Genomic DNA, 25,642 nt, shown 5'->3' on the forward strand with positions numbered 1-25,642 from the left:
AACGGGTGCGGTTACTACACCGACCCGTCGGCGTTGGTACGGTGGGTCGCGTGAGCGCCGCCAAGACGGGCCAGAAATCGGGTTCGGCCACCCCGAAACGGCCGAAGACGAGCCAAAAAGCGGCGAGTAAGAAGGGGCCGAAAGCGCAAGTCTCGCCCCCCACTGCCGCTGTCGAGCCGCCGGCGCCCGAACCGGCGCCGATCGTTCTGCAGGTGGACGCTCTGACGAAGCGCTTCGGTCGCACGACCGCGGTCGACGCCGTGTCGTTCGACGTGCGCCGCGGATCGATCTTCGGTTTCGTCGGGCCGAATGGCGCGGGCAAGACGACCACACTCGGCATGGTCACCGGGCTACTGCGCCCCGATTCTGGCCGCGTTCAGGTCGGCGCGGCGGATGTCTGGGCGAAGCCGGTCGAGGCGAAGCAACTCATCGGCGTGCTGCCCGACCGGATGCGGCTGTTCGACTTGCTCACCGGCGCGCAGCTTCTCTACTACTGCGGCGTGCTCCACGGGCTCGACCGTGAGACCGCTCGCACGCGCACGGCAGACCTCGCGCGATCGCTCGGCCTCGACGACGCACTCGAGCGCCCCGTACGCGACTACTCGATCGGCATGATCAAGAAGATTTCGCTCGCCGCCGCTCTCATCCACTCGCCGCGCTTGCTGGTGCTCGATGAGCCATTCGAAGCCGTTGACCCCGTGTCGACACAGTTGGCCTCCGACGTGTTGCGGCGCTACGCCGATGCGGGCGGCACGGTCGTGCTCTCCAGCCACAATATGAATTTTGTCGAGCGCATGTGCGACGAGGTAGCGGTGATCGTGGGCGGGCGCATCCTGGCGCACGGCCCGATGGACGAGGTGCGCGATGGCCTCAGCCTCGAAGAGCGCTTCGTCGAACTGGCCGGCGGACGCCAGGCAGTGGAGGGCCTCGAGTGGTTGACGACCTTCTCCGACTGAAGTTCGCGCTCCTCGTCTCGGCTCTGCGCCCGGGTTCTCGGCGCGCGCTGCGCAGCCTCGCCGTGGCGGCTCTCGTCGTCATCGTCGCCGGCGGGATGCTCGTGGCCGGCTCGTCCGTCGACGTCACCGACCCCGGGCAGCGCGCCGCACTCGTCATTGCCGCGGGCGCGCTGTCGTTCGGCATCCTCGTCGCCCCGCTCGCGGCGGGTCTCGGGTCGGCCATGGAGCCGCGCCGTTTCGCCGCCTTTCCGATTCCTCCCGGGCGACTCGCCCTGGGCCTCTACGTGGCCGGCTTCGTGGGCGTTCCCGGCCTGCTTGCGATCACGCTGGCGGTCTCCGTCGAGAGCGCGTGGTCCGAGCATCCTGGCCGCGGCGTTGCGGTCGCGGCCGGCGTGATCACGGCGCTCACGATCATCCTGTCGTCGCAGTTGCTGGTGGCGATCGCGGCGCAGCTGGCGGTCTCCGAGCCGGCCGCGCGGGCCGTCACGGGCACAGCTCGCGCTGTCGTTGCCGTCGCCATCGCCAGCGCGGTCCTCGCGGCGGTTGTCGCCGTGCGCGGAGACGACGAGGCGGCACTTGTTCGCTTCGCGACCGTCGTGGGTCGCAGCCCCGGAGGCTTGACCTGGGCGGCCATCGGCGAGCCGGGGGGTGAAGTCGCGTTCCGGTTGAGTGTCGCGGTCGTCGCGCTGCTGGCGCTCGGCGCGCTCTGGTTCGGCGTCGTCAGCCGGCTCATGGTTGCCGCGCAGCGGCAGCGCCCCGCCGACGATCGCCAGATCGATGCGGGGCTCGGCTGGTTCGACATGACGCCGGCGACGCCCGGCGGCGTGATCGCAGCGCGCTCACTGCTCTACTGGACGCGCGACCCGCGCTACCGGGTGGTGCTGCTTGGCCTCCCGCTGGCACCGCCGCTCATCATGGTCGCGCTCCTGATCGCCGGTATTCCGCTGCCGCTGCTGTGGCTGATTCCGCTGCCGTTCCTCGCGCTCTTCCTCGGCTGGTTCAGTCACAACGACGCCGCATACGATCACACCGCGATTTGGATGCACGTCTCCGCGCCCCTGCGCGGTGCCGCCGACCGTTGGGGTCGCCTCGTGCCGCCTCTCGTGCTCGGCGTCCCGCTCGTACTGATCACCGCGCCGCTCTTCGCGCTCTGGTCAGGCATCGACAACGGCTTCGAAGCCCTTGCGGGCATCAGCCTCGGCCTGTTGTTCACCGGCCTCGGAGTGTCGAGCGTCGTCTCGGCGCTCGCCCCCTACCCGGCAGCGCGCCCCGGTGCCGGCCCGTTCGATCAGCCGCCGCTCACCGGTTCGCGCTCGTTCTGGGCGCAGGCGGGGTCGCTGATCGCCACCCTCGGATTCATGTCACCAGCACTCACGGTCGCCTGGTGGGGCCTCATCGCGGATGCTCGCTGGCTGCCCATCGCGGGCCTCGCGGGCATAGCAACCGGCCTCGTCATGCTCGGCCTCGGCGTGCTCGTTGGGGGACAGGTGTTCAAGCGCCGCGCACCCGACCTGCTGTCTCTCGCCCAGCGCACCTAAGCCCGCGCGTAGAATCGTGCCCATGGCTACGACCGACGATGCAGGGCAGGGTGGCGGCGTCGACGTGCTCGACCGCGAGCTCGAGAAGCTCCTCGAGGGTGAACAGCTCGAAGACGGCGACCACGAGCGGTTCTCGCACTATGTGCCGAAGGACAAGATCCTCGAGTCGGCCCTGACGGGTAAGCCCGTTCGCGCCCTGTGCGGCAAGAAGTGGATTCCGGGGCGTGACCCCGAGAAGTTTCCGGTCTGCCCCGACTGCAAGAAGATCTACGAACGCATGAAGGCCTAGCCGCCAGCGGTTACCGCTGCCGCTTGCCGGCTTCGTCCACTGCGGCTTGCCCGGCGCACCTGCATTCCTCGCGGGCGCTGAATGTGCGGTTGTGGCTGTCTCCTCCCCAGGCATCGCGCCACGACTGCATACTCGAGAAACGCCCCGCCGCTGCTCTGGCCCATTCCCGAAGCGGCACAGTCGCGTCATGCCCGCACGACCACAACCATTGCCCACGCAGCTCGAGAGTGGTCCGTTCGCCGTGTCGAGGGATGGGGCCCATGGCGTCTCACGAGGCCGCCTCCGTGCATCCGATATTGCACGCCCACATCGCGGCGTTGCCGTCGCGCAAGCCGCATTCCAGACCCTTCAAGAACGGGCGGCTGCCGCACTGCTTTTCGTTGGGCCCAATGCCTGGGTGTCTCACTCGACCGCGGTGCTAATCGCAGGGCTTCCGCTTCCCCGACGTCTCGAGACTGGGCCTATTCATGTCGCGGCGGCGCCTCCTCGAGCAGCGCCGCGTGCGCGGGGAATCATCGGTCATCGTCTCAATCTTCGTGATCATGAGCGCGATGTCCTTCACGCCACCGGGCTAAACCGGGAGTGGACCGACCTTCGTGCAGTCGCCGCTCCGCGGGCACTGTTGACTGTCGCGTCGGAGCTCAGTCTCCCCGATCTCATCGCGGTTGTTGACGCACTGCGGTTTCGAACGTCTGACACTGACCGAACCCTCGCCGATTCGGGCGAGCGAGGGTGGGGCAACTCACAAAGCTGGGATGACAACCGGCTGGCCCAGGAGATGGGGCGTCTTTTCGCTGAGCACACCGGATCCCGTGGCCTCGTCGCGCTCAAGTCCGCATGGAAGGCGAGTCGACTCGGCGTCCGTTCGCGGCCCGAGTCACTCCTGCGCACGGCGTTGTGCGCGGCGCGTCTTCCCGAGCCTGTCGTCGGCCACACCATCTTTGGTGCCGGTTGGACGGCAACGCCTGACCTCGCCTGGCCACAGTGGAACGTCTTGGTCGAGTACGAGGGCGAGCATCACCGCACGAGTAAGCGCCAATTCGAGCACGATCTCGAACGTTTTGAGCGCTACATCGATGAGGGGTGGAGGCCGATACGCGTTCTCCGCCCAGACCTCTTTCACAACCCGGTACCCATGCTGTACCGGGTAGCTGACCGGCTTCGCTCGGCTGGCTGGTGCCCACGACGTCACTGGGCCCTGCGGCCCGTGCCGGCTTTTCTGCCCTAACCGGACGACGACCATAGTCGCCGCTATCAGGGGGCCTGAGTGTGCACTTGTGGTTGCGCCGCTGCGCCGTGTCCAACCACAACTGCAACCTCGGCCGAGAGTGTGCGAGGGCTGCCGTCGTTGCCTGTCCACGACACGCCGAACCGGAGCCGCCGCGCCTTCCCGTGTAGGCGCGTTGGCGCCAAACCCGTCGCGCCCTACCGCAGACCGAGGCTGGCGAGCAGCGTCGGGAAGACGGCGATTATGGTCAGCGCGATCGCCGCGTACGTCGCCACGACGAAGACCCACGTGAACGGCAGGATGCGCGCGGCGGCTCTCTGCGCCCGCCCGCCACGCCGCGTCAGCTTTCCGGTCGCGAGGCTCCACCACAGCGTCGACCAGAACAGCGGAATCGCTGCAGCCCACACCACCATGCAGTACGGGCACAGCACGCCGATGACGAACACCGACTGCTGGAAGAGCCACAGCACGAAGAGGAAGGCGACGCTCACGCCGCTGAGGAAAAGCCCCCAGAACCAGCGGTCGAATCGGGCCCCGGCGAGCAGCGCGACGCCCACCGCCATCGGCGCGACGAAGCCGGTGACACCGAGCAGGGGGTTGGGAAACCCGAGGAGTGATGCCTGCGGCGTGACCATGACGCTGCCGCACGATAGCAACGGGTTGACGTCGCATGCGATCTCGTAGGTGGGGTCGGCGAGGCTGCGCACGCGCTCGACGATGAGTGCCATGGCGCCCCACCATCCGACCGCGCCGGTGATCATCAGGGTGAGGGCCATCGCCCAGGGCCGTCGCGCTTCGCTCACCGCCCCAGTATCGCCCGTCGCGCTTCGGCGCGCCTGGGCCGAACGTCCTGTCTTGCCCCTGTCGCGTGCGATAATGAGGCGCAATCGATGCGGGTCCCGCTCGCGTCGACACACGAAAAGCTTTCCGGGTACAGACCGGGCCGGCCGAGCGGCGCACGACGCGTCACGGCTGTCGGATAGCCAGCTCCGCACCTGACAGCGTGGTGACAGCGCGCGAAGGTTCCGTTCCGCCCCGATTGTGCGGCACGGCACCGCCAAATGAAGAGTTCGCCGGATGCTCGCGGGCGTTCGGCACAACAGGTTCCGTCTGGCAGACCCAGACGATCGAGGAGTGCACCAGCGATGGTGAGTGATGACAACACCAACACGACAGACACCGACGGTACGCGGCGACGGGGGCGCATTTTCGGGGGGCGCGGGCGCAAACGCGCCGACGAGGGCGCGGTGACCGAGGTGCGCGACGCGGCTTCGGACCAGGCCGGCCCCGACAGTCGGGAGGACGAGTCGGCGCCGACCGCGACCGTAACCCCGGTCGAGGGGTCAGCCGAGGCGCCGACTGCGGAGGCGGGCGGTGTCGAGCAGAACACCTCGACGCCGGAAGGAAGCGCGCTCGAGGCAGAGGACTCCGAACCGGCGGCTGAGCGGTCGGCGGCTCCGCGGGCGATCTCGACTACCGATTTGCTGTTCGTGCCACCGCCCGCCGAACTCGTGCGCGCGACGACCGCGCCCGCTCGCGGCGGGGCTGCCCCGGCAGGGTCTGACGATGATGACGACGACACCGGCGCCTCGGGTCGCCGCCGTCGCCGTCGCTCTCGCGGTGGATCGCCGGCCGACGGCGAGACCGGCTCACGCGAGCAGGCCGACCGCGACGAGCGCGACGACGACCAGTCGTCCACGCGCACCCGTTCGCGCGGCCGCGGCCGCAGCGGCTCGGCCCGACGCGAGCCCGAGCAGATCACCGAGCCGCAGCGCATCAAGGGCTCGACGCGGCTCGAGGCGAAGAAGCAGCGCCGGCGTGACGGTCGCGATGCGGGCCGTCGTCGCCCCGTCGTTACCGAGGCCGAGTTCCTGGCCCGCCGCGAAAGCGTCGACCGTGTCATGGTGGTGCGCTCGAAGGAGAACCGCATCCAGATCGGCGTGCTCGAGGACGGCGTCCTCGTCGAGCACTACGTCGCGCGCTCCAGCGAGTCGAGCCTGATCGGCAACGTCTACCTCGGCAAGGTGCAGAACGTGCTGCCGAGCATGGAGGCGGCATTCGTCGACATCGGCCGCGGCCGAAACGCCGTGCTGTATTCGGGCGAAGTCGATTGGGATGCGGCGCAGGCCGACGGCGAGAAGAACCAGCCGCGACGCATTGAGTTGGCGCTGAAGCCCGGCGACAAGGTGCTCGTGCAGGTCACGAAGGACCCGATCGGCCACAAGGGCGCGCGCCTGACGAGTCAGGTGAGCCTCCCGGGCCGTTACCTGGTGTACGTCCCGAATGGCTCGATGAGCGGCATCAGCCGCAAGCTGCCGGACACCGAGCGCGCGCGCCTGAAGAAGATTTTGAAGGAGGTGCTCCCCGAGAATGTCGGCGTCATCGTGCGCACCGCCGCCGAGGGCGCCACCGAAGAGCAGTTGACGCTCGACGTTCAGCGCCTCACGAGCCAGTGGGAGCACATCCAAAAGCAGCTCGAGAACTCGGGTGCTCCGGTGCTGCTTCACTCCGAGCCCGACCTGCTGGTGAAGATCGTCCGCGACGTCTTCAACGAAGACTTCCGCTCGATGGTCATTCACGGCGAGGATGCGCACCGCACGATCACGAGCTACCTCGAGTCGGTCGCCCCCGATCTGCTCGAGCGCGTGCAGAAGCACGACGGCGAGCACGACCCGTTCGACGAGCACCGCATCACCGAGCAGATCGAGAAGGCGCTGGAGCGCAAGGTGTGGCTGCCCTCGGGTGGCTCGCTGGTCATCGATCGCACCGAGGCGATGACGGTCGTTGACGTCAACACCGGCAAGTTCGTCGGCTCCGGCGGAAACCTCGAGGAGACCGTCACGAAGAACAACCTCGAGGCGGCCGAGGAGATCGTGCGCCAGCTGCGGCTGCGCGACATCGGCGGCATCATCGTAGTAGACTTCATCGACATGGTGCTCGAGTCGAACCGCGATCTCGTGCTGCGGCGCCTCGTCGAATGCCTGAGCCGCGACCGCACTAAGCACCAGGTCGCCGAGGTCACGAGCCTGGGTCTCGTGCAGATGACGCGCAAGCGCATCGGTCTGGGCCTGCTCGAAACGTTCAGCGAGACCTGCGATGTGTGCGCCGGCCGCGGGCTCATCGTGCACCACGACCCGGTCGTCAAGCACCGCGGCCAGAACAGTGGCAACGACGGTGGCCGTGGCAGCCGCCGCGGCAGTAACGGCAACGGCGCCGGAAACTCCAACGGCGGCGGCTCCTCGCGCGGCGGCAGCAACGGCCAGCAGAAGAGCACGTCGGTTCCCGCCGCCCACGCGATCACAGAAGACGTCTCGAAGGCGCTCGCCACGATTGCCGCCAAGACGGTGCACCACGACAGCGAGCCGGTCGTCGATGCGCCCGCGGCGCCGGCCGATGTCACCAGGGAGTCCGCGCCACAGTCGCCCACGGTCGCCGAGAAGTCGACAGCTCCTGCGGCAGCCGACATCCCGGCCGAGATTCTCGACATTCCGTTGCCGGTTACGAATGGCGGCCGCAAGCGCCGCGCCGTCGACCCGAGCACCGCCGCGCAGTTGCTCGGCTCGGTACTTGAGTCGCTGCCTGAGCCGCCGGCTCCGGGCACGCGCAAGCGGGCGTCACGTCGTGCGACGAGCGGAACCATCACCGCCGCACCGTCGACGACGGAGGAGACCGCGAGCTCGTGACCCGCGTTGCCCCCGACCGCCGGTCGCTCCTCGCCGATTCGCCTCGGCGGATGCGGCCGCGCCACGTCGTGTGGATGCTCGCGGGCATCGCGGGGCTCGTCGGCGTCGTCGCGCTGCGGCACCTGACGGCGGCCGACGGGCCGTGGGATCTGCCGAACGCTGGCCAGGACTTGCTCACGCTCGCCACGAGCGTGCTCGTCGAGTCGCTGCCGTTCATCGTGCTCGGCATCACCCTGTCGATCGTCGTGCAGGTGTGGGTGCCGCAGGCCTGGCTGATGCAGTGGCTGCCACGGAACGCCGTGGGTCGACGGGCCGTCATCTCCATGTTCGGCATGTTTCTGCCGGTATGTGAGTGCGGAAACGTTCCGCTCGCGCGGGGGCTCGTGCGCCGGGGCTTCTCGGTGCCCGAGTCGATGACCTTCCTCATCGCCGCGCCGATCTTGAACCCGGTCGTCATCATCACGACGCATGAGGCGTTCGGCTTCGACGACGGAATCCTCGTCGCGCGCCTGCTCGGCGGGTTCCTGATCGCGAACCTGATCGGCTGGTTGTACGCGAAGCACCCCGAGCCCGAGACGCTGTTGACCGCGCGGTTCGCGGAGCAGTGCCGGATCGATGACGAGAACCACGAGCATCCGACGAAGTGGCAGCAGACGCTCGATCTGTTCGTGCGTGAGACGAGCATCCTGATGCCGGCGCTCGTGATCGGCGCGCTGGTCGCCGGAGGCATCCAGGTGATCGTGCCGCGCGAGATCCTCGTCGCGCTCGGCAGTGACCCGCTGTGGTCCATCGTGGCCATGATGGTGCTGGCGTTCATCATCTCGGTGTGCTCGAGCGTTGACGCCTTCTTCATCCTTCCGTTCGCCGCGACGTTCCTGCCCGGGTCGATCGTCACCTTCCTCGTATTCGGCCCGATCATCGACATCAAGATGCTCGCTCTCATGCGCACCACCTATTCAACGCAGACGCTTATCCAGATCATGACCGTCGTGGGGCTTCTGGCGGCCGCCCTCGGACTGGTGGTGAACTATGTGGCGTAGCGTGCAGCGCTGGCGCGGCGTCGTGATCATCGGCGCCATGGCCGCTGTCATCCTCTGGCTTGCGGTGACGGGGCAGCTCGCGCTCTACATCCACCCGCGGTACAACGTCTTCGCGGTGCTGATGGCGCTGATCGCCGTCGTCTTGGTCGTCGGGTCGCTCGTCGGCCGCCGGCACCACGACGACGAGGATGCACCCCCGCCGTCGCGCCCGCAGCGCACGATCGCGCTCACCGCGGCAGCGATCGCGGGCGCATTCACGATCGGGATGATCGTGGTGCCCCCCGCGACCCTTTCGACCGCGACGGCCGAGCAGCGCGAGATCAACTCGACGGCGGCGAGCGATGCCGCGGCCTTCGAGGCGGCAACGAGCGCCGACGCGGACGCCGTTTCGCAGTTCACGGTGCGCGAGTGGGCGACGATTCTGCGTCAGACGAGCGACCTGTCGTTCTTCGCGAACAAGCCGGTGACCGAGCTGGTGGGGTTCATCACGCCCGACTCCGACGACCCCGAGAACGTGTTCTACGTCTCCCGCTTCGTCGTGACCTGCTGCGCGGTCGACGCCCAGCCGCTGGGGGTGCCGGTGCACTTGCCGGGCTGGAGCCAGTCGTTCGATGCCGACGACTGGGTCATGGTCGACGGCGGCTTCGCGAGCAACCCGAGCAGCGCGAGCCTGCAGCCCGTCGTCGTGATTCCCGACAGTGTGACCCCGATCGAGCAGCCGCGTGAGCCGTACCTCTTCTGACGGCGGCGCGTTCACCCGAGCGTTCTGGTGGACGACCGCCGTCACGGCCGGCGTGGCGGCGGTCTTCCTCCTGCTCGGGGCGATGCAGGGGCCGAAGCTGTCGACCGCGCAGGTCGACTCGGTGCGCGTGACCGAGCAGGCCGGGCAGCAACTGCGCCTGTTCGCCAATCAGCCGCTCAGCGAGATCGCGGCTGACCAGGTGAGCGTCGAGCCGGCCGTGCCCGTGCAGGTGACGGTGCAGGGCGAACTCATCGCCCTGCAGTTCGAGCGGGCGCTCGACTATGACACTGAGTACACGGTCACGGTCAGCGATGTTGCTTCGCCCTCCCGCAGCGCAACGAGCGACTTCGTGCACACGTTCAGGACCGCCCCCGGCTCGTTCGTGTACATCGACCGCGGCGAGTCGGTCGATGAGGTGCTGATCGCCGACGTCGCCGGCACGGGCCGCGGCGAGGTGCTGCACTCGGCTCCGGGCATCCAATTCGCGGCGCCGTTGGAAAACGCCCTGATTCTTGCCCGCGACGACGGGAACGGCGGCAGTGTCCTCGAGGTGGTTGACCGCGCATCCGACGCCGTCGAGCAGGTGCGCCTGCCGGCGGATGGTCTGCGCGTCGATGACCTGCGCGTACCGCGCGTCGGCACGACCGTCGCGCTGATCCTCTCGGCGACCGACGGCGCGGAGGGCGACGCCGACCGCTGGCTCGCGCTCGTCGACCTGGCGGGCGCCGGCGTCGCCGAGTGGGTCACCGGGCTTGACGGGGAGCCCATCACGACGCAGGATGCGCTGTTCACGCAGGCGGGGGACGCCCTGCTCGTTCACGACATCGACCAGAACCTGTCTCGCCTGCCGCTCGCCGATCCGACGCGCATCCTGCCCGTCGGACAGTTCACGGATGTGCACAGCGTGTCGAGTGACGGGCAGAGGCTGAGTGCGACCGACCCCTTCGGCGGGGTGGCCCTGGACCTCGAGACGAGCGACGAGGAGCGCATCAACCCGTCGCTGTTCGCTGACGAGCTCGTATTTGGTGCCGACTTCCATCTGCTGGCGTCGGGGGAGTGGGTGCAGCGCGTCGCGGTCGCCGATGCCTCGGGTCTCGCGCTTGGAAACCTGATCGTCGTCGATGACGGCGCCGGAGAATCGCGCCTGCTGGCCCGCACGGTGTCGGACGCCGGGTCGTTCGTCGACTTCCGCGTGTCACCCAACGATCAGTTCGTGGCTATTGAGGTGGTGCCGGTCGTGGCCGAGGCTCAGCCGGACGGCCGCGCGGTCAACGGTCGCGCCACGTCCATCACCGTCGTCATCGTGAACATCGCCACCGGTGACCTCGTGCGCAGTGTCGCCGGCTTCGGCCCGTCGTGGTGAGCGTGGACCGTTACGAGGCCGGGCGCTTGTCGCGCTGGCGCACGCGCAGTCCCGACGCGCTGAGGCGCAGCACGAGCTCCCGTCCCGACACGGGCACGGCCCCCAGCTGCACAAGCTCGTCGTAGCGTTCCTCGGGCACGTCGTAGTGGTCGTGGTCGAAACCGCGCCGCGGAATGCCGGCCAGCGCCGCGAACGCGTGCAGTTCATCCAGGGACGTGTCGCTGACGAGATGCGCCCACAGACGACCGTGCGCGGGCCACGCGGGGTGGTCGATGAGAATCGCCATGGTCTCCAGAGTGTAGGCTGTCGGGGTTGCGCACCGTCCCCGTCGCATCCGTTTGACCGGGCCGGTGGCGCTCGGCTAATCTTGACCGCTGGTGTGCTCTGGGCAGAAGCTCGCGCGAAACACCCGCAGTCTTGAGCAACAGATTCCTTCGAACGAAGTAAAGGTGAAACGTGGTCTACGCAGTTGTGCGCGCCGGTGGGCGGCAGGAGAAGGTCGAGGTCGGCACGGTCGTCGTGCTCGATCGCGTCACCCCGGGTGAGGACGGCACGATCCAGCTGACCCCCGTTCTGCACGTCGACGGTGACACGGTCACGACCGACGCGAAGAAGCTCGCGAAGATCACGGTGACCGCCGAGGTGCTCGGCGACCTGCGCGGTCCGAAGATCATCATCCAGAAGTACAAGAACAAGACCGGGTACAAGAAGCGCCAGGGCCACCGCTCTGAGCTCACCCGCGTCAAGATCACCGGCATCAAGTAAGAAGGGGCGCGAGAAGACATGGCACACAAGAAGGGCGCTTCGTCCACCCGTAACGGCCGCGACTCGAACCCCCAGTACCTGGGCGTGAAGCGCTTCGGCGGCCAGGTCGTGAAGGCCGGCGAGATTCTCGTCCGCCAGCGCGGCACGCACTTCCACCCCGGCGCCAACGTTGGCCGTGGTGGCGACGACACGCTGTTCGCTCTGTCGGCCGGTGCCGTGCAGTTCGGCCAGAAGGGCGGCCGCAAGGTCGTCAACGTCGTCGCGGGCGAGTAACCCGGCGACCAGACTCCTTCGATGACGGGGCGGGCTTCGGCCCGCCCCGTCATCGTCTTTCCCCCCACAGCCCCTACCGAGGGGCTCGAGCCGCGAGGAGGCCGACCGTGGCGACATTCGTCGACCGGGTGACTCTGCACCTGCGCGCCGGTCACGGCGGGCACGGCTGCGTGTCGGTCCGCCGCGAGAAGTTCAAGCCGTTGGCCGGCCCCGACGGCGGCAACGGCGGTGACGGTGGCGACATCGTGCTCGTCGCCGACGCGCAAGAAACGACGCTCCTCCCGTACCACCGGCGCCCCCACCGGACGAGCGACAACGGCGGCCCCGGAATGGGCGACAACCGCGCGGGATTCTCGGGCGGCGAGCTCGTGCTTCCGGTCCCGGTGGGAACCGTGGTGCGCGACGCGGATGGCACTGAACTGGTCGATCTCGTCGAACCGGGCATGCGTATCGTCGTCGCTCCCGGCGGCCGTGGCGGCCTCGGCAATGCTGCCCTCGCCACGACGAAGCGCAAAGCGCCGGGCTTCGCGCTGCTCGGAACCCCCGGCTGGGAGGGCGACGTCGTCCTCGAGCTCAAGACGGTCGCCGATGTCGCGCTCGTCGGATACCCGAGTGCCGGCAAGTCGAGCCTGATCGCCGCCATCTCCGCGGCGAAACCGAAGATCGCTGATTACCCGTTCACGACCCTGCATCCGAACCTCGGCGTGGTCGAAGCGGGCGACATGCGCTACACGGTCGCCGATGTTCCCGGCCTCATCGAGGGCGCCAGCGAAGGCAAGGGCCTGGGGCTCGAGTTCCTGCGTCACGTCGAGCGGTGCAGCGCCCTCCTGCACGTCCTCGACTGCGCCACGCTCGAACCGGGCCGCGATCCGATTAGCGACCTCGAGGTCATCCTGGCGGAGCTCGCCGCATACGACGTGCCCGAGGGGCAGACTCCGCTGCTCGAGCGGCCGCAGCTCGTCGCCCTCAACAAGGTCGATGTGCCCGACGGTCGCGAGCTCGCCGACTTCGTGCGCCCCGAGCTCGAGAAGCGCGGCTACCGCGTCTTCGAGATCAGCGCCGTCAGCCGCGAGGGTCTTCGCGAATTGACGTTCGCCCTCGGCGAGCTGGTCGCTGCCGACCGCGAGGCGCGTGCCGCCGAGACCACGGTGCGCGAGCGCATCGTGCTGCGCCCGACCCCCGTCAACCAGGTCGACTTCACGGTCACCGTCGAGGGCGGCAGCTACGGCGACATCTACCGCATCCGCGGCGAGAAGCCCGAGCGCTGGGTTCAGCAAACCGACTTCCGCAATGACGAGGCCGTGGGCTACCTGGCCGACCGCCTGGCGAAGCTCGGCGTCGAAGACGAGCTGTTTGCCAAGGGCGCCGTCGCGGGCGCCACCGTCATCATCGGCCCGGGCGACGGCGTCGTTTTCGACTGGGAGCCGACCCTCACGAGTGCGGCCGAACTGCTGACCGCGCCACGCGGTACCGACCCGCGCCTCGACGCCCTCAACCGCCCAACGACCTCCCAGCGTCGCCAGGGCTATAAAGAGCGCATGGATGCGAAAGCCGAAGCGCGTGCCGAGCTGGAACGCGAGCGCGAGGCGGGCGTGTGGGACGTTGACGGGGAGGACGAGTGACCGCAGCTCGCCCCGCCGTCGTCGCGGCCCGTCGCGTGGTCGTGAAGGTCGGATCGTCGTCGATCAGTGGCGCCAACGCCGGGCAGATTGCCCCGCTCGTCGACGCCCTCGCGGGCCTGCACGCTCGCGGCAGTGAGGTCATTCTCGTCAGTTCGGGTGCCATCGCGACCGGCATGCCGTTCCTCCACCTCGACTCTCGACCGAACGACCTGGCGACCCAGCAGGCCGCAGCCGCCGTCGGCCAGAACCTCCTGATGGTTCGCTACCAGGACAGCCTCGACCGCTACGGGCTGACCGCAGCTCAAGTGCTCCTCACCGCCGGCGATCTCGAGCACGCGACGCCGCGCAGCAACGCGCAGCGCGCGATCGATCGCCTACTCGGCTTGCGCATCCTGCCGATTGTGAACGAGAACGACACGGTCGCCACCCACGAGATCCGCTTTGGTGACAACGACCGGCTCGCGGCCCTCGTGGCTGAGCTGGTAAGCGCCGACCTGTTGGTACTGCTGAGCGACGTTGACGCGCTGTACACGAAGCCGCCGCACGAGCCGGGCGCGCAGCGCATTCCCGAGGTCGCCGCGAACGATGATCTGGGATACGTCGAGATCGGCGAGCCCGGAGCCGCAGGGGTGGGTACCGGCGGAGCCGCCACCAAGGTCGCATCGGCCCTCCTCGCCGCCCGACAGGGCACACCCGTCGTGCTGACCTCGACGACCAACGTCGCCGCCGCGCTCGCGGGCGAGGCCGTCGGAACGTGGTTTCACGCCGCCGCCGTAAAATGACCGGGTGACGTCCACGACGGTAACCCCCGCCCTTGCCTCCGAGAACCAGCCGACCGACGCGGTTCCTGACGGCCTGATCGACGCTCCGCTCACGGCGGCGAAGACCGCGTCGCGCGCGCTCGGCCAGGCGACGACGGCGACGAAGAATGCGGCGCTCACGGCCATCGCGGAGGCGTTGCTCGCGAACACTGCGCGCATCATCGACGCGAATGCAGAGGACCTCGCGCGGGGTCGTGAGGTGGGGCTCAGTAGCGGCCTTCTCGATCGGCTTCGCCTCGACGATGCCCGCGTGAGCGCCCTCGCGGCGGCGGTACACGACGTCATCGCCCTTCCCGACCCGGTCGGAACGGTCGTGCGCGGCTCGACCCTGCCGAACGGGGTCCTGCTCAGCCAGGTGCGGGTCCCGTTCGGCGTCGTGGGCGCGATCTACGAGGCGCGCCCGAACGTGACGGTCGACATCGCGGCGCTCGCGCTCAAGAGCGGCAACGCGGCGGTATTGCGCGGCGGCAGCGCCGCTCGGTCGAGCAACGAGGTGCTCGTCGCCATCATCCAGGAGGCGCTGGCGAGCGCAGGTCTGCCCGCCGACGCCGTGCAGACGATCGACGAGCACGGTCGTGCCGGAGCGACGGCCCTCATGCGGGCGCGAGGCTTCATCGACGTGCTGATTCCTCGTGGCAGCGCCGACCTCATCCAGACCGTGGTGCGCGAGTCGACCGTCCCCGTCATCGAGACGGGTGCCGGCGTCGTTCACATCGTTCTCGACGAGAGCGCCGACGAGCAGATGGCGATCGACATCGTGGTGAACGCGAAGGTGCAGCGGCCGAGCGTCTGCAACGCGGTCGAGACGGTGCTCGTTCACGCCGACGCGGCGGAGCGTCTCGTGCCCTCCGTCGTGGAAGCGCTGCGAGGATCCGGTGTTCTGGTTCGCGGCGACGAGCGCGCCCGCGCGATCGTCGGCGACCTGGACGTCGCGACCGACGATGACTTCGCGACCGAACACATGGCGCTCGAGTTGTCGATCGGCGTCGTCGACGACCTGGATGCTGCTCTCGCCCACATCAGGACGTTCTCGACCCAGCACACCGAGTCGATCATCACCCGCGACATGGCGAACGCCGAGCGCTTCCTGGCCGAGGTCGACTCGGCCGTCGTCATGGTGAACGCATCGACCCGGTTCAGCGACGGCGGCGAGTTCGGCTTCGGCGCCGAGGTGGGCATCTCCACCCAGAAGATGCACGCGCGCGGCCCGATGGGGCTACCCGAGCTGACCAGCACGAAGTGGATCGTGCGCGGTGCCGGGCAGGTGCGCAGCTAGCACCCGCTAGACTTCTGCTGTTCACCGTTCCGGAGAAAGAGAGCCTCATGACGTCGCTGAGCAGCGTGATCCTCGCCCTCGATGAGTACGCGCCCCTGTTCGCCCCGCCGTTGGTCATCGCCGGAATCGCGTTCCTGTTCTTCTTCATGCTCGGCGCCGTGACGCACGCGTACCGCGACGTCGCCAACCGCCACCGCAACAAGACCTCGAACCCGATGCGGGGCGAGGGCGGCCACGACGCGGGTCACTAGCGCCGGCGCCCGTCGGAGACCCGTTATCGCCCCCGCAGGAGCATCGGCGGCCCCGCGCCGCATCGGCGTGATGGGCGGAACCTTCGACCCCATCCACCACGGCCACCTGGTCGCCGCGAGCGAGGTCGCCGACCGGTTCGACCTCGACGAAGTTGTCTTTGTGCCGACCGGTGAGCCGTACCTGAAGCCTGACGCGACGGGTAGCGAGCATCGCTACCTGATGACCGTCATCGCGACGGCGTCTAACCCGAGGTTCCGTGTGAGCCGCGTCGACATCGATCGCGGCGGCCCGACGTACACAATCGACACCTTGACGGATCTCGCCGGTCAGTACCCGGATGCGGAGCTCATCTTCATTTCGGGAGCGGACGCGATCGCGCAGATCGTCGACTGGAAAGACCACGACGCGCTGTGGTCACTCGCCCACTTCGTCGCCGTGACACGCCCCGGCCACCAGCTCAGCATTCGCGACCTTCCGGAGGGCCGGGTAAGCTGGATGGAGATTCCGGCGCTCGCGATCTCGTCGACCGACTGCCGTGATCGCGTCGCCCGCGGCGCACCGGTCTGGTACCTCGTGCCGGACGGCGTCGTGCAATACATCGCCAAGCACCAGCTGTATCGGAGAAACCCCGCATGAGCGCGCCGAACGACCCGCCGCTGACGCGCCGGGAAGCCCGGCGGCTTCAGCGTCTCGCCGAGGAGGCGGCTGCCGCGTCGACGGGTGGGCAGCAGGCCGACCCCGGCCTCGGTAGTGCGCCCGGCTCGGGGTCTGCCGCGTCGGGTGCGAGCGCGGGCGAGCAGGGCGGCGACCCCCTGGCTTATCGCACTCAGGTGCGCCCCGCCATCCCGCGCTTCGAGCCGGCAACCGTGGGGTCGGCCTCAGCGCCCGGCAGCGGATCGGTCGTGTCGGCGCCGGCGCGGCCTGACAGTGTGCCCGACGCTCCTCTGGCACCCTGGGCCTCCGCGCCGGGCTCATTCCGTCGCCGTGATTTTGCGCCGTCGACCCCGAACGCCGATACGCCGCAGAGTTTCGCGACCGAGCGGCCCGACCAGCCACTCGACTACCACACGCAGGGCCGTAGCCCCTTCGTGCCGGTCCCCGATCTCGTCGAGCCGGCCGAGCCGCCGATCATGCACGACTCCGTCCCTGCTTCGGCGCCCGACCGCCCGCTGTCGCGCCGCGAGTTGCGCGCCATTGCGGCGGAGGAGGTCGAGGCTGAGCCCGGCGAGCCGGCCGTCGCTGAGGCCGATCCGGTCGACGTCGACGTCCGCTCAGAAGAGCCCGCTGCGACGGTCGCACCGGCTCCCGACTCTCCGCCGGCCCCGGCGATTCTTCCCGGCGAGGCGGCAGCTCCCCACGCGCCCCAGGTGTCGAGCCACTGGTCCGTTGGCGTTCACGACGACGAGGACCCTTTCACGAACACCTTCAGCCGCCAGGTAGGCTCAGCGGCGACGAGCACCAATGCCCTGGTCTTGCCGGAGATGCCGCGTGGTGACTTGGCCGGCCCGGTCGCGGGCACGGGTGAAATCATCACGACCGGCATGATCGACGTGCCGTCGAGCGTTGCCTCCACCGGCGCCGTCCCCTCTGTCCACGACAGCCCCGACATCGACGACCTCTTCGATGTGGACACGGAGTACGCGTCGACCGACTCTGCACCGGTCAGCGCGATCAGCGCCGTGAGCAGTCACACCGGCACGCGCGACGTGATGGGCGGCCGCAAGGCCCGCCGCACCAGCGTGCTGACGACCGTGCTCGTCAGCACGACCGTTGTCCTGGCGGTCGTCGCCGTCGCCCTCTTCGTCGTCGCCGCCGTCAACGGTCTCTTCTAGTGACGCCGCGCCGCCCCAACCCCCGACAGGCACCGTGACCGCATCCGACCGCGCCATCGAGCTCACCGCCGTCGCGGCCCGCGCCGCCGACGCCAAGCAGGGGGAAGACCTGGTCGCGCTCGACGTGTCGGGGCCGCTGCCCCTCGCCGACGTCTTCCTGCTTGTGACCGGCCGCAGTGAGCGCAACGTGCTCGCGATCGCCGACGAGGTCGAAGACCGCATGATCGCGGCGGGCGCGAAGCCCCTGCGTCGCGAGGGCCGCAGTGAGGGTCGGTGGGTGCTGCTCGACTTCGGCGACGTCGTCGTGCACGTCTTCCACGAGGAAGATCGGCAGTTCTACTCGCTCGAGCGACTCTGGAAGGACTGCCCGGTCGTTCCTCTCGGCTTCAGCGACCCCGCAGCAGCCACGGCCGAAGCGCCCGAGTAATCAGCGGAAGCCCGACGTACGTCATCAAGGGCGAGACGATCGCGACCAGCGCGAGCACGCGCATCCACAGTGGCCAGTCGCCGCTCACCGGAGAGAGAGCCGCGTTGGTGGCGAGACTCAGCGGGTAGAAGACGAGCACGATCGCGATCATCTGCTTCCATCGCGGGGGAGTGGGAGCCGGTGCGGGCACGGTCTCGACCCGACGAGGGGTGTCAAACCAGCCTTCGATGCCGGTCAGACGCTCCTGGCGGGCGTCTTCGGCGAGACCTCGCGCGGTGCTGATCCACCAGCGGCGCTCATCCGACGACTCCCAGCGCGCGAGCGACTCGGCGTCGGCGAAGCGGAAAAGCATGTGCCACTCGTCAGAGTTCTCGTCGGGACGCACCCAGCCCGAGCCGAGATAGCCGGGAGATTCACGCAACAGGTCTTCACCGGCGCGCGCCCAGGCAGCGAACTCCCTGGCCCGTTCAGGAGGCACGGTGCGGGTGATCGAGACGGTCACGGGGGTCGAGGTCATGCCTCCATCCAACTGCCATCTGGCGCTGCGCGCGACCGCGCATCGAATTGGTGCGGGGGCGCGCCGTGTACTACTCTGGTCGAGTTGCCGCGCCGGATGGTGCGCAGCATCGAGGGCCTGTGGCGCAGCTGGTAGCGCACCTGCATGGCATGCAGGGGGTCAGGGGTTCGAGTCCCCTCAGGTCCACCACGACGACCCGGCTTCGGCCGGGTCTCGTCGTATCCGGCGCCTGCTGTTCCGATCGGCGGGGCGGCGCGTCGGCGGTCGCGGCTCTGAGCCCGCGACCCGGCCCGAAAGGACCATCGTCGTGACCGACGCCCTCTCCCGCCCACACGCAGACCCCGCCCGGATGCACTCGGTCACCCCCGAGACGACCGCCATCGTCGACATGGTGCTCGATTACGCCCGCCGCCGCCTGCTCGACACGGACACTCCCCTCGACAAGCCGATGCCTCCGGCAGAGTTGCGGCGTCTCGCCTCAGGGTCGATCTCTGAGGACGGACTGGGCGGGCGCCGCGCGCTCGCACTGTTCGAGAACGTGCTGGCTCCGGCCTGCCTCACGATCGACCACCCGGGCTATCTGTCGTTCATCCCATCGGCGCCGACGAAGGCCGCCAGCGCGTTTGACCTGATCGTGTCGGCGACCGCCGTCTACGGCGGCTCGTGGGTGGAGGGCTCGGGAGCGGTCTTCGCCGAGAACGAGGTGCTGGCGTTTCTCGCCCGCGAGTTTGGCCTGCCCGAGTCCGCCGGCGGTGTCGTCGTGCAGGGGGGGACGATCGGCAACCTGTCGGCACTGGTCGCCGCGCGCGATCACGCCGCGCGGCGCCTCGCCGACCGGGGCGCCGCGCGTCCTGACCGGTGGGTCGTCGTTGCGAGTAAAGAGGCGCACTCGTCGATCGCGTCGGCGGCCCGCGTCATGGATGTCGACGTCGTCACGGTCGCGGTCGACGAGACGGGCGCCCTTCACGGCGACCAGGTGCGCCCCGCGCTCGAGCAGTACGGCGACGCCGTGATCGCCGTCGTCGCGACGGGCGGATCGACGAATTTCGGAATCGTTGACGACATTGCCTCGATCACTGCGCTCAAGGACGAGTTCGACGTCTGGCTGCACGTCGATGGCGCCTACGGCCTCGCGGCCGCCCTGGCCCCGTCGGCTCGGCACCGCTTTGCCGGCATCGATCGGGCCGACTCGCTCATCGTCGACCCCCACAAGTGGCTGTTCACACCCTTCGACGCGTGCGTCCTGCTCTACCGCGACCCCGCGATTGCGCGCGCGGCCCACACCCAGCACGCCGAGTACCTCGACACCTTGAACGACCGCGCCGAGTGGAACCCCAGCGACTATTCGATTCAGCTGACGCGCCGCCCGCGGGGCTTGCCGCTGTGGTTCTCTCTGGCGGCGTTCGGTGCCGCGGCCTACCGCGACGCGATCGAAGACTCGTTGTCTCTTGCCGAGCGCATCGCCGACGAGATTCGTCGCCGGCCTGAGCTGCGTCTGGTGCGCGACCCGCAGCTCTCGGTGGTCGTCTTCGAGCGTGAGGGGTGGGACGTGAGCGACTATGCCGCCTGGTCCGACCGTCTGCTCGACGAGCAGCGCGCGTTCGTCGTGCCGAGCTCGCACGCGGGCCGTCCGAACACGCGGTTCGCGATCGTGAGTCCGCGCACATCGTTCGAGCTGCTGGTGGGGATCCTCGACACGATGCGCTGATCTCTCGGCACACGTTCGGTGATTCGTCGGCTCGGCAGTCGTACGCTCACACCATGAGCCACGACGCCGTACCCGACCCGCTGCTCGACAAGGCGCTGCGCACGCACACCGACTACGGCCAGGAGCAGCTCGAAGAGCACGAGCTCGCCGCGGACCCGTTCACCCAGTTCACCGCGTGGCTCGCCGAGGCGGCCGAGCGTAAGGTCTACGAACCCAACGCGATGGTGATCGCCACCATCGACCCCGACGGCCGACCGTCCTCGCGCACGGTGCTCTTGCGCGGCATCGACGACCGCGGGTTCGCGTTCTACACCGACTACACGTCGCGAAAGGGTCGCGCTCTCATCGCGAACCCCGGCGTCTCGGCCGTGTTCCCGTGGTACCCCCTGCACCGGCAGGTGCTGATCTACGGCGAGGCGCACAAGGTCGACGAGGCCGACTCGAACGACTACTTCTCGAACCGCCCCCGTGGGGCGCAGATCGCCGCCTGGTCGAGCGACCAGTCGCACCCGATCGACGGGCGCGACGCGCTCGAACAGAAGGTGCGCGACACCGAACAGCGGTTCGCCGACGCCGACGCGGTTCCGCGGCCCGAGCGGTGGGGCGGCTTCCGCATTGTGCCCGACCGGGTCGAGTTCTGGCAGGGCCGCACCTCCCGCCTGCACGACCGGCTCGTGTACGAGCGGCAGGGGACCGGCTGGCAGGTGACCCGGCTGCAGCCGTGACGGGCGAGCGGGAATACCGCGAGCATCCCGCCGGTTCCTTTTGATACGTTTGCATAAATCAGCGAGAGGATGCGCGCCATGGCCCGCGAGATCGACCCGGCAGCCGTCGAATTCGGCATCAACACCTTCGGTGACGTCACCGAGCAGCCCGACGGAACCATGACGTCCTACCCGCAGGTCTTGCGGGACGTCGTCGAAGAAGGCGTCGTCGCCGACCAGGTCGGGATCGACGTGATGGGCATCGGCGAGCACCACCGCGACGACTTCGCGGTGTCGGCACCCGACGTGTTGCTCGCCGCCATCGCGGCGAAGACCGAACGCCTGCGCGTCAGTTCCGCCGTGACGGTGCTGTCGAGCGAGGACCCGATCCGCGTCTTCCAGCGCTTCGCCACGATCGACGCGATTTCGAACGGCCGCGCTGAGATCATCGCCGGCCGCGGCTCGTTCACCGAGTCCTTCCCGCTGTTCGGATTCGAGCTCAGCGACTACCAGGTGCTCTTCGACGAGAAGCTCAATCTGCTAGCCGAGCTGCTGAAAGAGAAGCCGGTGACGTGGAGCGGCTCGATTCGCCCTCCGCTCGACGGCGTTCAGGTGTACCCGACCACGGAGAACGGCATTCGCACGTGGATCGGCGTCGGGGGAAGCCCCGAGTCGGTGGTGCGCACGGCCAACTACGGCTTCCCCATGATGTTGGCGATCATCGGCGGAGAGCCTGCCCGCTTCGCTCCGTACGTCGACCTGTTCGACCGCGCCCTCGACCAGCTCGGCAAGGAGCGCCAGCCGGTCGGCGTCCACTCGCCCGGCTACATCGCCGACACCGACGAGCAGGCGGCAGAAGAACTCTGGCCGCACTACGAGGTCATGTACTCGCGCATCGGACGCGAGCGCGGCTGGGGCCCGACGACCCGCGCGCACTTCGAGCAGGAGATTCGACACGGATCGCTGTATGTCGGCTCGCCCGAGACGGTGGCGCGCAAGATCGCGGACACCATCCGCGTACTGGGCGCCGAGCGATTCGACCTGAAGTACGCGACGGGTCCGGTGTCGCACGGCAAGCTGGTCCACGCGCTCGAGCTGTACGGCCAGAAGGTAATTCCGATGGTGCGTGAGCTGCTGGCGGACCAGCCCGTGGGCGCTGGCGCCGCAGCCTTTACGCGCTGAGCCCCGCTCAGCCGCTGAGGGTGCCGGCTCCAACCAGCGTGACGACGGCGGAGACGGCGGAGAGCATCACGATGCGAAACAGCCAGCGTGACTGGGGTGCCCGCACAAGTAGTATCCCCGCCGCGGCGACGCACGCCATCGCCACGCCGGCCCCGATCGCGCTGATCAGCCCGATCGGGCCGGCGGCGGCCGCTCCGTAGATGCCGAGGGCGCTCGCGATGGCGAGCGCCATGATCGCCAGCGCGATGGATGCGCGGGGCGCGAGACGGTGCGGGATCGCCCGCATGCGGTGGCGCCGGTCGTCGTCGCGGTCGGGTGTGACGTTCGCGAAGTGCGCGGCGATGCCGAGAAGCGCTCCGGCCGCGGTTGCCCAGGGGGCGGCGACGGCGGGCGGTTCGTTCGCGAGCGTCACCACCGACGGTAGGGCCCCGAACCCGATGGCGTAGCAGGCGGTCGCGGCGACCGTTCGTTTGAGGCCGAGGTTGTATGTCCAGCCGGCACCGAGCAACAGCGCGTGCGCGACAGCGGCCGCCGGCCCGAGCAGAAGAGACAGGCCTACCGCGACGACGCCTGCTGCGATCGCCCAGCCGAGCAGCGCGCGGGCGGATATGGCATCCCGCGCCACGGGCTTGTCGAGGCGGCCGACCTCTCGGTCGCGGGCGGCGTCGATGGCGTCGTTCGACCAGCCGATCGACAGTTGATTGGCGAGAATGGTCGCAGCGACCAGCAGGATGGTGCTCAGTGGCAGGGCGACCGAGAACGCGAGTCCGGTCGATACGACCGTCACGACGGCGGTTGGGCCGGGGTGGCACGCTGCGAGCAATGCGCGAGCGGTCGACCTCATGGCCCCAGGTTAGGGCGTGACGACCGCGATTCCGGTCGACGCCGAGGCGGAGGCGACACTGCCGCCGTTGACGAGGTTGGTGAAGCCCAGCGACTCCATGCGCGTGATGGCCTGTCCTGAGCGGTTGCCGCTGCGGCAGTACACGACAAAGTCGCCCGAGGGGTCGAGCTGCGCGATGCGATCCTCGAAATCGGCCGACTGGACGTCGATGTTGATCGCGCCATCGAGGTGCCCGGTCGCGAACTCGGCCGGAGTGCGCACGTCGATGAGGACCGTATCGGCGGTCACGTCGATCGGCTCGGCCGCCGGCACGCATGCGGCGAGGCCCAGGGCGAGGACGATCGAGGCGGCGAGAACGGTGAGTAGGCGGCGCATGGGGGGCTCCAATCTGATGGCGGGCACAGCCTATCAGATACCCCAGGGGGTATTCGCCCCTAGATCGTCGGAAGTTGGAAGTCGACGATGCGCTCAGGCAGGTTGTTCTCGCTGACGAACTTGGGTGCAGGGATCGTCGCCGAGGCGGGCTGCAGAACGGCGACAGCACCGAGCGCCGACCCGACCACGATGGCGGCAGCGGAGACGGCCACGATCGCGCCCGTGATGACCGTGAGCTTCTGGTGCCGCTCGAGCGTGATCACGATGGCGCCGATCACGACCAAAGCGGCGGCGGTGCCGATCAGGGTGAAGACCATGATGTTCCTCGTCGGGTACGGGAACGACGCTGCGGCGGGGACCGCAGGCGGGTTCGAGCGGGTATCTCGGGTTGGTGTCGCTGGGTGGCGACCGTCCGTTGGGTAGCGGACTCACGCTCAGAATACCGCTCGTGATCGTGCATTCGCCAGCATTTCGCGACCCCACTTCGGGCGACAACGCACCAAGATGGACTCGTGACCGATCGATCGTCCGAGATACTGCACCGCGATGTCCTCGACGCCGTCGCGTCCTCACTCGGGTCGGAGGTCATGGCTGCCCATGCTCTGCAGATCGAACCCACGGGCACGGGCTTCACGCACGGCTATCGCGTGAGCCTTCGCGACTCGTCGGGGGCACTCGCCGACCACACCGTGTTCGTCGAGACGTCTCCGCCCGACGCCACGCGCCCTGGGGTGCTGACGCTGACCCAGCCTGACTCGGGGGAGCGCGTCGATGTCTGGGTGTACCCCGCCGACCCTGCACTGCCCGCGCTACGCACTGCGGTGTACGCCGAGGCTGCAGGGATCGTGCTCGCACGTCTGGGACTGCCCGTCGATGACCTTCGGGTCAGCCTCGCGGCGTATCGTCCGGGCAAGCGCGCCGTCGTGCGAGTAGACACGGCCCAGACCTCCTACTTCCTAAAGGTCGTGCGACCGCCCACCGCTGAACCATTGCAAGCCAAGCACACCCACTGGCGCAATGAGGGCGTGCCCGTGCCTGCCGTTCTGGGGTGGAGCGAGGAAGGGCTCGTTGCCATGGAGGCGCTCGCCGGCTCTGAGCTCATCGGTGTCCTTGACCGGGTGTCGAATCCCGATGTGCTCCTCGACGAGATTCAGCACCTCGGCGCCCAGATCGCGAGCGTCACCTCGACCGCACCGGCGCGGGCGTCGCTCGTGAGGCGGCTCGATTGGTACGAGGAACGGCTCATCGAGCAGTTGCCCGACCACGATGGACTCATCGAAACGACGTCGCGCACGATCTCTCGACGCTACAAGGCAGGCGGAACGCCTCCCCCGGAGCGCACCGTCCACGGCGACCTGCACCTTGCACAACTACTTGTCGACCCGGCGGCGCCGACGACCATCACGGGCGTGCTCGACATCGACACCTCGGGATGGGGTGACCCCGCCGATGACGCTGCGGCCCTCTATGCGCACCTCATCGCGACGGTGGTGCACGACGGAGGATCGCGCGCGACGATCCGAGCGCGGCGCTGCTCGGTGCTCGCGGATGGCTGGCGTCGCCGGTGGTTCCGTTCCTCTGAGCCGGGGTTGGCCGATCGCGCTCACGCGATCGCCGCGGTGCAACTCCTCGGGCACGCGCTCGCCCGGTCAGCAGCCGGCTCTGCGGACGCAGCCGTGCTCATCGAGCGGGCACACCGGATGGTGTCTGCGGACGATCGCCCTCTCACGTCAGCGATCTGGTGATTTCCGGCAGATGAGAAAGCTCTCATCTGCGCTTCCTTGATCTCTCATGTCCGGTCGCGACTATCAGTGCATGGACAAGAAGAGTTGGATAGCGGCGGGGGCAGCTTCTGCCCTCGGATTGGGCGCGCTCGCTTCGGGTGCTCTCACCGTGGCGAACGCCATGCCGCTCTACGACGCCTCGACGGCAACAGATGTTCCTCCGATCACGACGGTCGCCTCCGAGGCGAAGGCTTTCACCGGAACAGGCGACGTGCGCTTCTGGGTTCAGCAGTCCACGGTGACTCCGACGCCGACCGCCGTCACGCCAAGCCCTGCGACGCCGTCGCCGGCGTCCTCCGCCGCGCCCGCTCCTGCACCCACCGTTCAGCAGGCGCCCGCCCCGGCTCCGCAGCCGGTCGCGCCCGCGCCCGCGGGCAGTGTCGACAGCCCGGACAGCCCCGACAGTCCCGACTGATCCTCG

At 68.8% G+C, this 25,642-nt stretch carries 27 protein-coding genes and 1 tRNA gene; 22 read left to right on the forward strand and 6 right to left on the reverse strand.

Annotated elements, in window-relative coordinates:
• The first annotated feature begins 50 nt into the window (after window positions 1–50).
• The 3 genes from CPY97_RS05055 to CPY97_RS05065 are packed head-to-tail and all read left to right on the forward strand — an operon-like array spanning window position 51 to window position 2,783.
• Window positions 51–956, forward strand: coding sequence for an ABC transporter ATP-binding protein (locus CPY97_RS05055; RefSeq protein ID WP_197702259.1), 906 nt, complete (start codon window positions 51–53; stop codon window positions 954–956).
• Window positions 932–2,494, forward strand: coding sequence for a hypothetical protein (locus CPY97_RS05060; protein ID WP_096421057.1), 1,563 nt, complete (start codon window positions 932–934; stop codon window positions 2,492–2,494). Before CPY97_RS05055 ends, CPY97_RS05060 begins: the two co-directional genes overlap by 25 nt.
• 22 nt (window positions 2,495–2,516) lie before the next feature.
• Window positions 2,517–2,783, forward strand: coding sequence for a DUF3039 domain-containing protein (locus tag CPY97_RS05065; protein WP_096421058.1), 267 nt, complete (start codon window positions 2,517–2,519; stop codon window positions 2,781–2,783).
• Window positions 2,784–4,208: 1,425 nt separating this feature from the next.
• Here the strand turns inward: CPY97_RS05065 and CPY97_RS05070 are convergent.
• The gene (locus tag CPY97_RS05070) at window positions 4,209–4,814 is read right to left on the reverse strand and encodes a vitamin K epoxide reductase family protein (RefSeq protein WP_231924047.1); all 606 of its coding nucleotides are present in this window, start codon (window positions 4,812–4,814) and stop codon (window positions 4,209–4,211) included.
• Between the two features lie 342 nt (window positions 4,815–5,156).
• Here CPY97_RS05070 and CPY97_RS05075 point away from each other — a divergent pair, with 342 nt between their 5' ends.
• Genes CPY97_RS05075 through CPY97_RS05090 form a run of 4 tightly spaced genes read left to right on the forward strand, consistent with a single transcriptional unit; the run spans window position 5,157 to window position 10,839 of the window.
• A complete protein-coding gene (locus CPY97_RS05075; protein ID WP_096421060.1) occupies window positions 5,157–7,694 on the forward strand; it encodes an Rne/Rng family ribonuclease in 2,538 nt (845 codons plus the stop codon).
• Complete coding sequence (locus CPY97_RS05080) at window positions 7,691–8,734, forward strand: permease (protein WP_231924048.1); 1,044 nt, start codon at window positions 7,691–7,693, stop codon at window positions 8,732–8,734. Before CPY97_RS05075 ends, CPY97_RS05080 begins: the two co-directional genes overlap by 4 nt.
• A gap of 1 nt (window position 8,735) precedes the next feature.
• Window positions 8,736–9,476, forward strand: a complete 741-nt coding sequence (locus tag CPY97_RS05085; RefSeq protein ID WP_231924049.1) for a TIGR03943 family putative permease subunit — start codon at window positions 8,736–8,738, stop codon at window positions 9,474–9,476.
• The gene (locus tag CPY97_RS05090; protein WP_096421062.1) at window positions 9,457–10,839 is read left to right on the forward strand and encodes a hypothetical protein; all 1,383 of its coding nucleotides are present in this window, start codon (window positions 9,457–9,459) and stop codon (window positions 10,837–10,839) included. The genes CPY97_RS05085 and CPY97_RS05090 overlap by 20 nt, the downstream gene beginning before the upstream one ends.
• 10 nt (window positions 10,840–10,849) lie before the next feature.
• Here CPY97_RS05090 and CPY97_RS05095 read toward each other — a convergent pair whose 3' ends face one another.
• On the reverse strand, window positions 10,850–11,125 hold the full coding sequence (locus CPY97_RS05095; RefSeq protein WP_096421063.1) for a DUF4031 domain-containing protein: 276 nt from the start codon (window positions 11,123–11,125) through the stop codon (window positions 10,850–10,852).
• 170 nt (window positions 11,126–11,295) lie between these two features.
• Here CPY97_RS05095 and rplU point away from each other — a divergent pair, with 170 nt between their 5' ends.
• The 9 genes from rplU to rsfS all read left to right on the forward strand — a co-directional run bounded on the left by rplU (window position 11,296) and on the right by rsfS (window position 18,107).
• A complete protein-coding gene (gene rplU, locus CPY97_RS05100) occupies window positions 11,296–11,604 on the forward strand; it encodes a 50S ribosomal protein L21 (protein WP_096421064.1) in 309 nt (102 codons plus the stop codon).
• An 18-nt stretch (window positions 11,605–11,622) separates the two neighbouring features.
• The gene (gene rpmA, locus CPY97_RS05105; RefSeq protein ID WP_096421065.1) at window positions 11,623–11,877 is read left to right on the forward strand and encodes a 50S ribosomal protein L27; all 255 of its coding nucleotides are present in this window, start codon (window positions 11,623–11,625) and stop codon (window positions 11,875–11,877) included.
• A 107-nt stretch (window positions 11,878–11,984) separates the two neighbouring features.
• Window positions 11,985–13,499: a GTPase ObgE gene (gene obgE, locus CPY97_RS05110; protein WP_096421066.1), complete on the forward strand. Its 1,515-nt coding sequence runs from the start codon at window positions 11,985–11,987 to the stop codon at window positions 13,497–13,499.
• The gene (proB, locus tag CPY97_RS05115; RefSeq protein ID WP_096421067.1) at window positions 13,496–14,281 is read left to right on the forward strand and encodes a glutamate 5-kinase; all 786 of its coding nucleotides are present in this window, start codon (window positions 13,496–13,498) and stop codon (window positions 14,279–14,281) included. Before obgE ends, proB begins: the two co-directional genes overlap by 4 nt.
• 73 nt (window positions 14,282–14,354) lie before the next feature.
• Window positions 14,355–15,596 carry a glutamate-5-semialdehyde dehydrogenase gene (locus CPY97_RS05120; RefSeq protein WP_096423386.1) on the forward strand — a complete coding sequence of 414 codons (1,242 nt, stop codon included), beginning with the start codon at window positions 14,355–14,357 and terminating at the stop codon, window positions 15,594–15,596.
• Window positions 15,597–15,643: 47 nt separating this feature from the next.
• Window positions 15,644–15,847, forward strand: a complete 204-nt coding sequence (locus CPY97_RS05125) for a hypothetical protein (RefSeq protein WP_096421068.1) — start codon at window positions 15,644–15,646, stop codon at window positions 15,845–15,847.
• Window positions 15,848–15,872: 25 nt separating this feature from the next.
• A complete protein-coding gene (gene nadD, locus CPY97_RS05130; RefSeq protein ID WP_162495431.1) occupies window positions 15,873–16,484 on the forward strand; it encodes a nicotinate-nucleotide adenylyltransferase in 612 nt (203 codons plus the stop codon).
• The gene (locus CPY97_RS05135) at window positions 16,481–17,680 is read left to right on the forward strand and encodes a hypothetical protein (protein ID WP_096421070.1); all 1,200 of its coding nucleotides are present in this window, start codon (window positions 16,481–16,483) and stop codon (window positions 17,678–17,680) included. Before nadD ends, CPY97_RS05135 begins: the two co-directional genes overlap by 4 nt.
• A 34-nt stretch (window positions 17,681–17,714) precedes the next feature.
• A complete protein-coding gene (gene rsfS, locus CPY97_RS05140) occupies window positions 17,715–18,107 on the forward strand; it encodes a ribosome silencing factor (protein WP_096421071.1) in 393 nt (130 codons plus the stop codon).
• Here the strand turns inward: rsfS and CPY97_RS05145 are convergent.
• On the reverse strand, window positions 18,067–18,624 hold the full coding sequence (locus CPY97_RS05145; protein WP_096421072.1) for an antibiotic biosynthesis monooxygenase: 558 nt from the start codon (window positions 18,622–18,624) through the stop codon (window positions 18,067–18,069). The genes rsfS and CPY97_RS05145 overlap by 41 nt on opposite strands.
• Window positions 18,625–18,737: 113 nt before the next feature.
• Here CPY97_RS05145 and CPY97_RS05150 point away from each other — a divergent pair.
• The 4 genes from CPY97_RS05150 (at window position 18,738) to CPY97_RS05165 (ending at window position 22,218) form a co-directional block, all read left to right on the forward strand.
• A tRNA-Ala gene (locus tag CPY97_RS05150) sits at window positions 18,738–18,813 on the forward strand.
• A gap of 118 nt (window positions 18,814–18,931) precedes the next feature.
• Window positions 18,932–20,332: a pyridoxal phosphate-dependent decarboxylase family protein gene (locus CPY97_RS05155; protein WP_150129198.1), complete on the forward strand. Its 1,401-nt coding sequence runs from the start codon at window positions 18,932–18,934 to the stop codon at window positions 20,330–20,332.
• 53 nt (window positions 20,333–20,385) lie between these two features.
• Window positions 20,386–21,057: a pyridoxamine 5'-phosphate oxidase gene (gene pdxH / locus CPY97_RS05160; RefSeq protein ID WP_096421074.1), complete on the forward strand. Its 672-nt coding sequence runs from the start codon at window positions 20,386–20,388 to the stop codon at window positions 21,055–21,057.
• 78 nt (window positions 21,058–21,135) lie between these two features.
• Window positions 21,136–22,218 (forward strand): LLM class flavin-dependent oxidoreductase, encoded by a 1,083-nt coding sequence (locus CPY97_RS05165; RefSeq protein WP_096421075.1) that lies wholly within the window; start codon window positions 21,136–21,138, stop codon window positions 22,216–22,218.
• Window positions 22,219–22,225: 7 nt separating this feature from the next.
• Here CPY97_RS05165 and CPY97_RS05170 read toward each other — a convergent pair whose 3' ends face one another.
• Genes CPY97_RS05170 through CPY97_RS05180 form a run of 3 tightly spaced genes read right to left on the reverse strand, consistent with a single transcriptional unit; the run spans window position 22,226 to window position 23,754 of the window.
• Window positions 22,226–23,062, reverse strand: coding sequence for a UbiA family prenyltransferase (locus CPY97_RS05170; RefSeq protein ID WP_096421076.1), 837 nt, complete (start codon window positions 23,060–23,062; stop codon window positions 22,226–22,228).
• A 9-nt stretch (window positions 23,063–23,071) separates the two neighbouring features.
• Window positions 23,072–23,437 carry a rhodanese-like domain-containing protein gene (locus tag CPY97_RS05175; RefSeq protein ID WP_096421077.1) on the reverse strand — a complete coding sequence of 122 codons (366 nt, stop codon included), beginning with the start codon at window positions 23,435–23,437 and terminating at the stop codon, window positions 23,072–23,074.
• Window positions 23,438–23,496: 59 nt separating this feature from the next.
• Window positions 23,497–23,754 carry a hypothetical protein gene (locus tag CPY97_RS05180; protein WP_096421078.1) on the reverse strand — a complete coding sequence of 86 codons (258 nt, stop codon included), beginning with the start codon at window positions 23,752–23,754 and terminating at the stop codon, window positions 23,497–23,499.
• A gap of 195 nt (window positions 23,755–23,949) precedes the next feature.
• Here CPY97_RS05180 and CPY97_RS05185 point away from each other — a divergent pair, with 195 nt between their 5' ends.
• Both CPY97_RS05185 and CPY97_RS05190 read left to right on the forward strand, forming a co-directional pair.
• A complete protein-coding gene (locus CPY97_RS05185) occupies window positions 23,950–25,182 on the forward strand; it encodes a phosphotransferase family protein (protein WP_096421079.1) in 1,233 nt (410 codons plus the stop codon).
• A 70-nt stretch (window positions 25,183–25,252) separates the two neighbouring features.
• On the forward strand, window positions 25,253–25,636 hold the full coding sequence (locus CPY97_RS05190) for a hypothetical protein (RefSeq protein ID WP_150129199.1): 384 nt from the start codon (window positions 25,253–25,255) through the stop codon (window positions 25,634–25,636).
• The last annotated feature ends 6 nt before the right edge of the window (window positions 25,637–25,642 follow it).

This window comes from Microcella alkaliphila (assembly GCF_002355395.1).
In the GTDB taxonomy this organism is placed as follows: domain Bacteria; phylum Actinomycetota; class Actinomycetes; order Actinomycetales; family Microbacteriaceae; genus Microcella; species Microcella alkaliphila_A.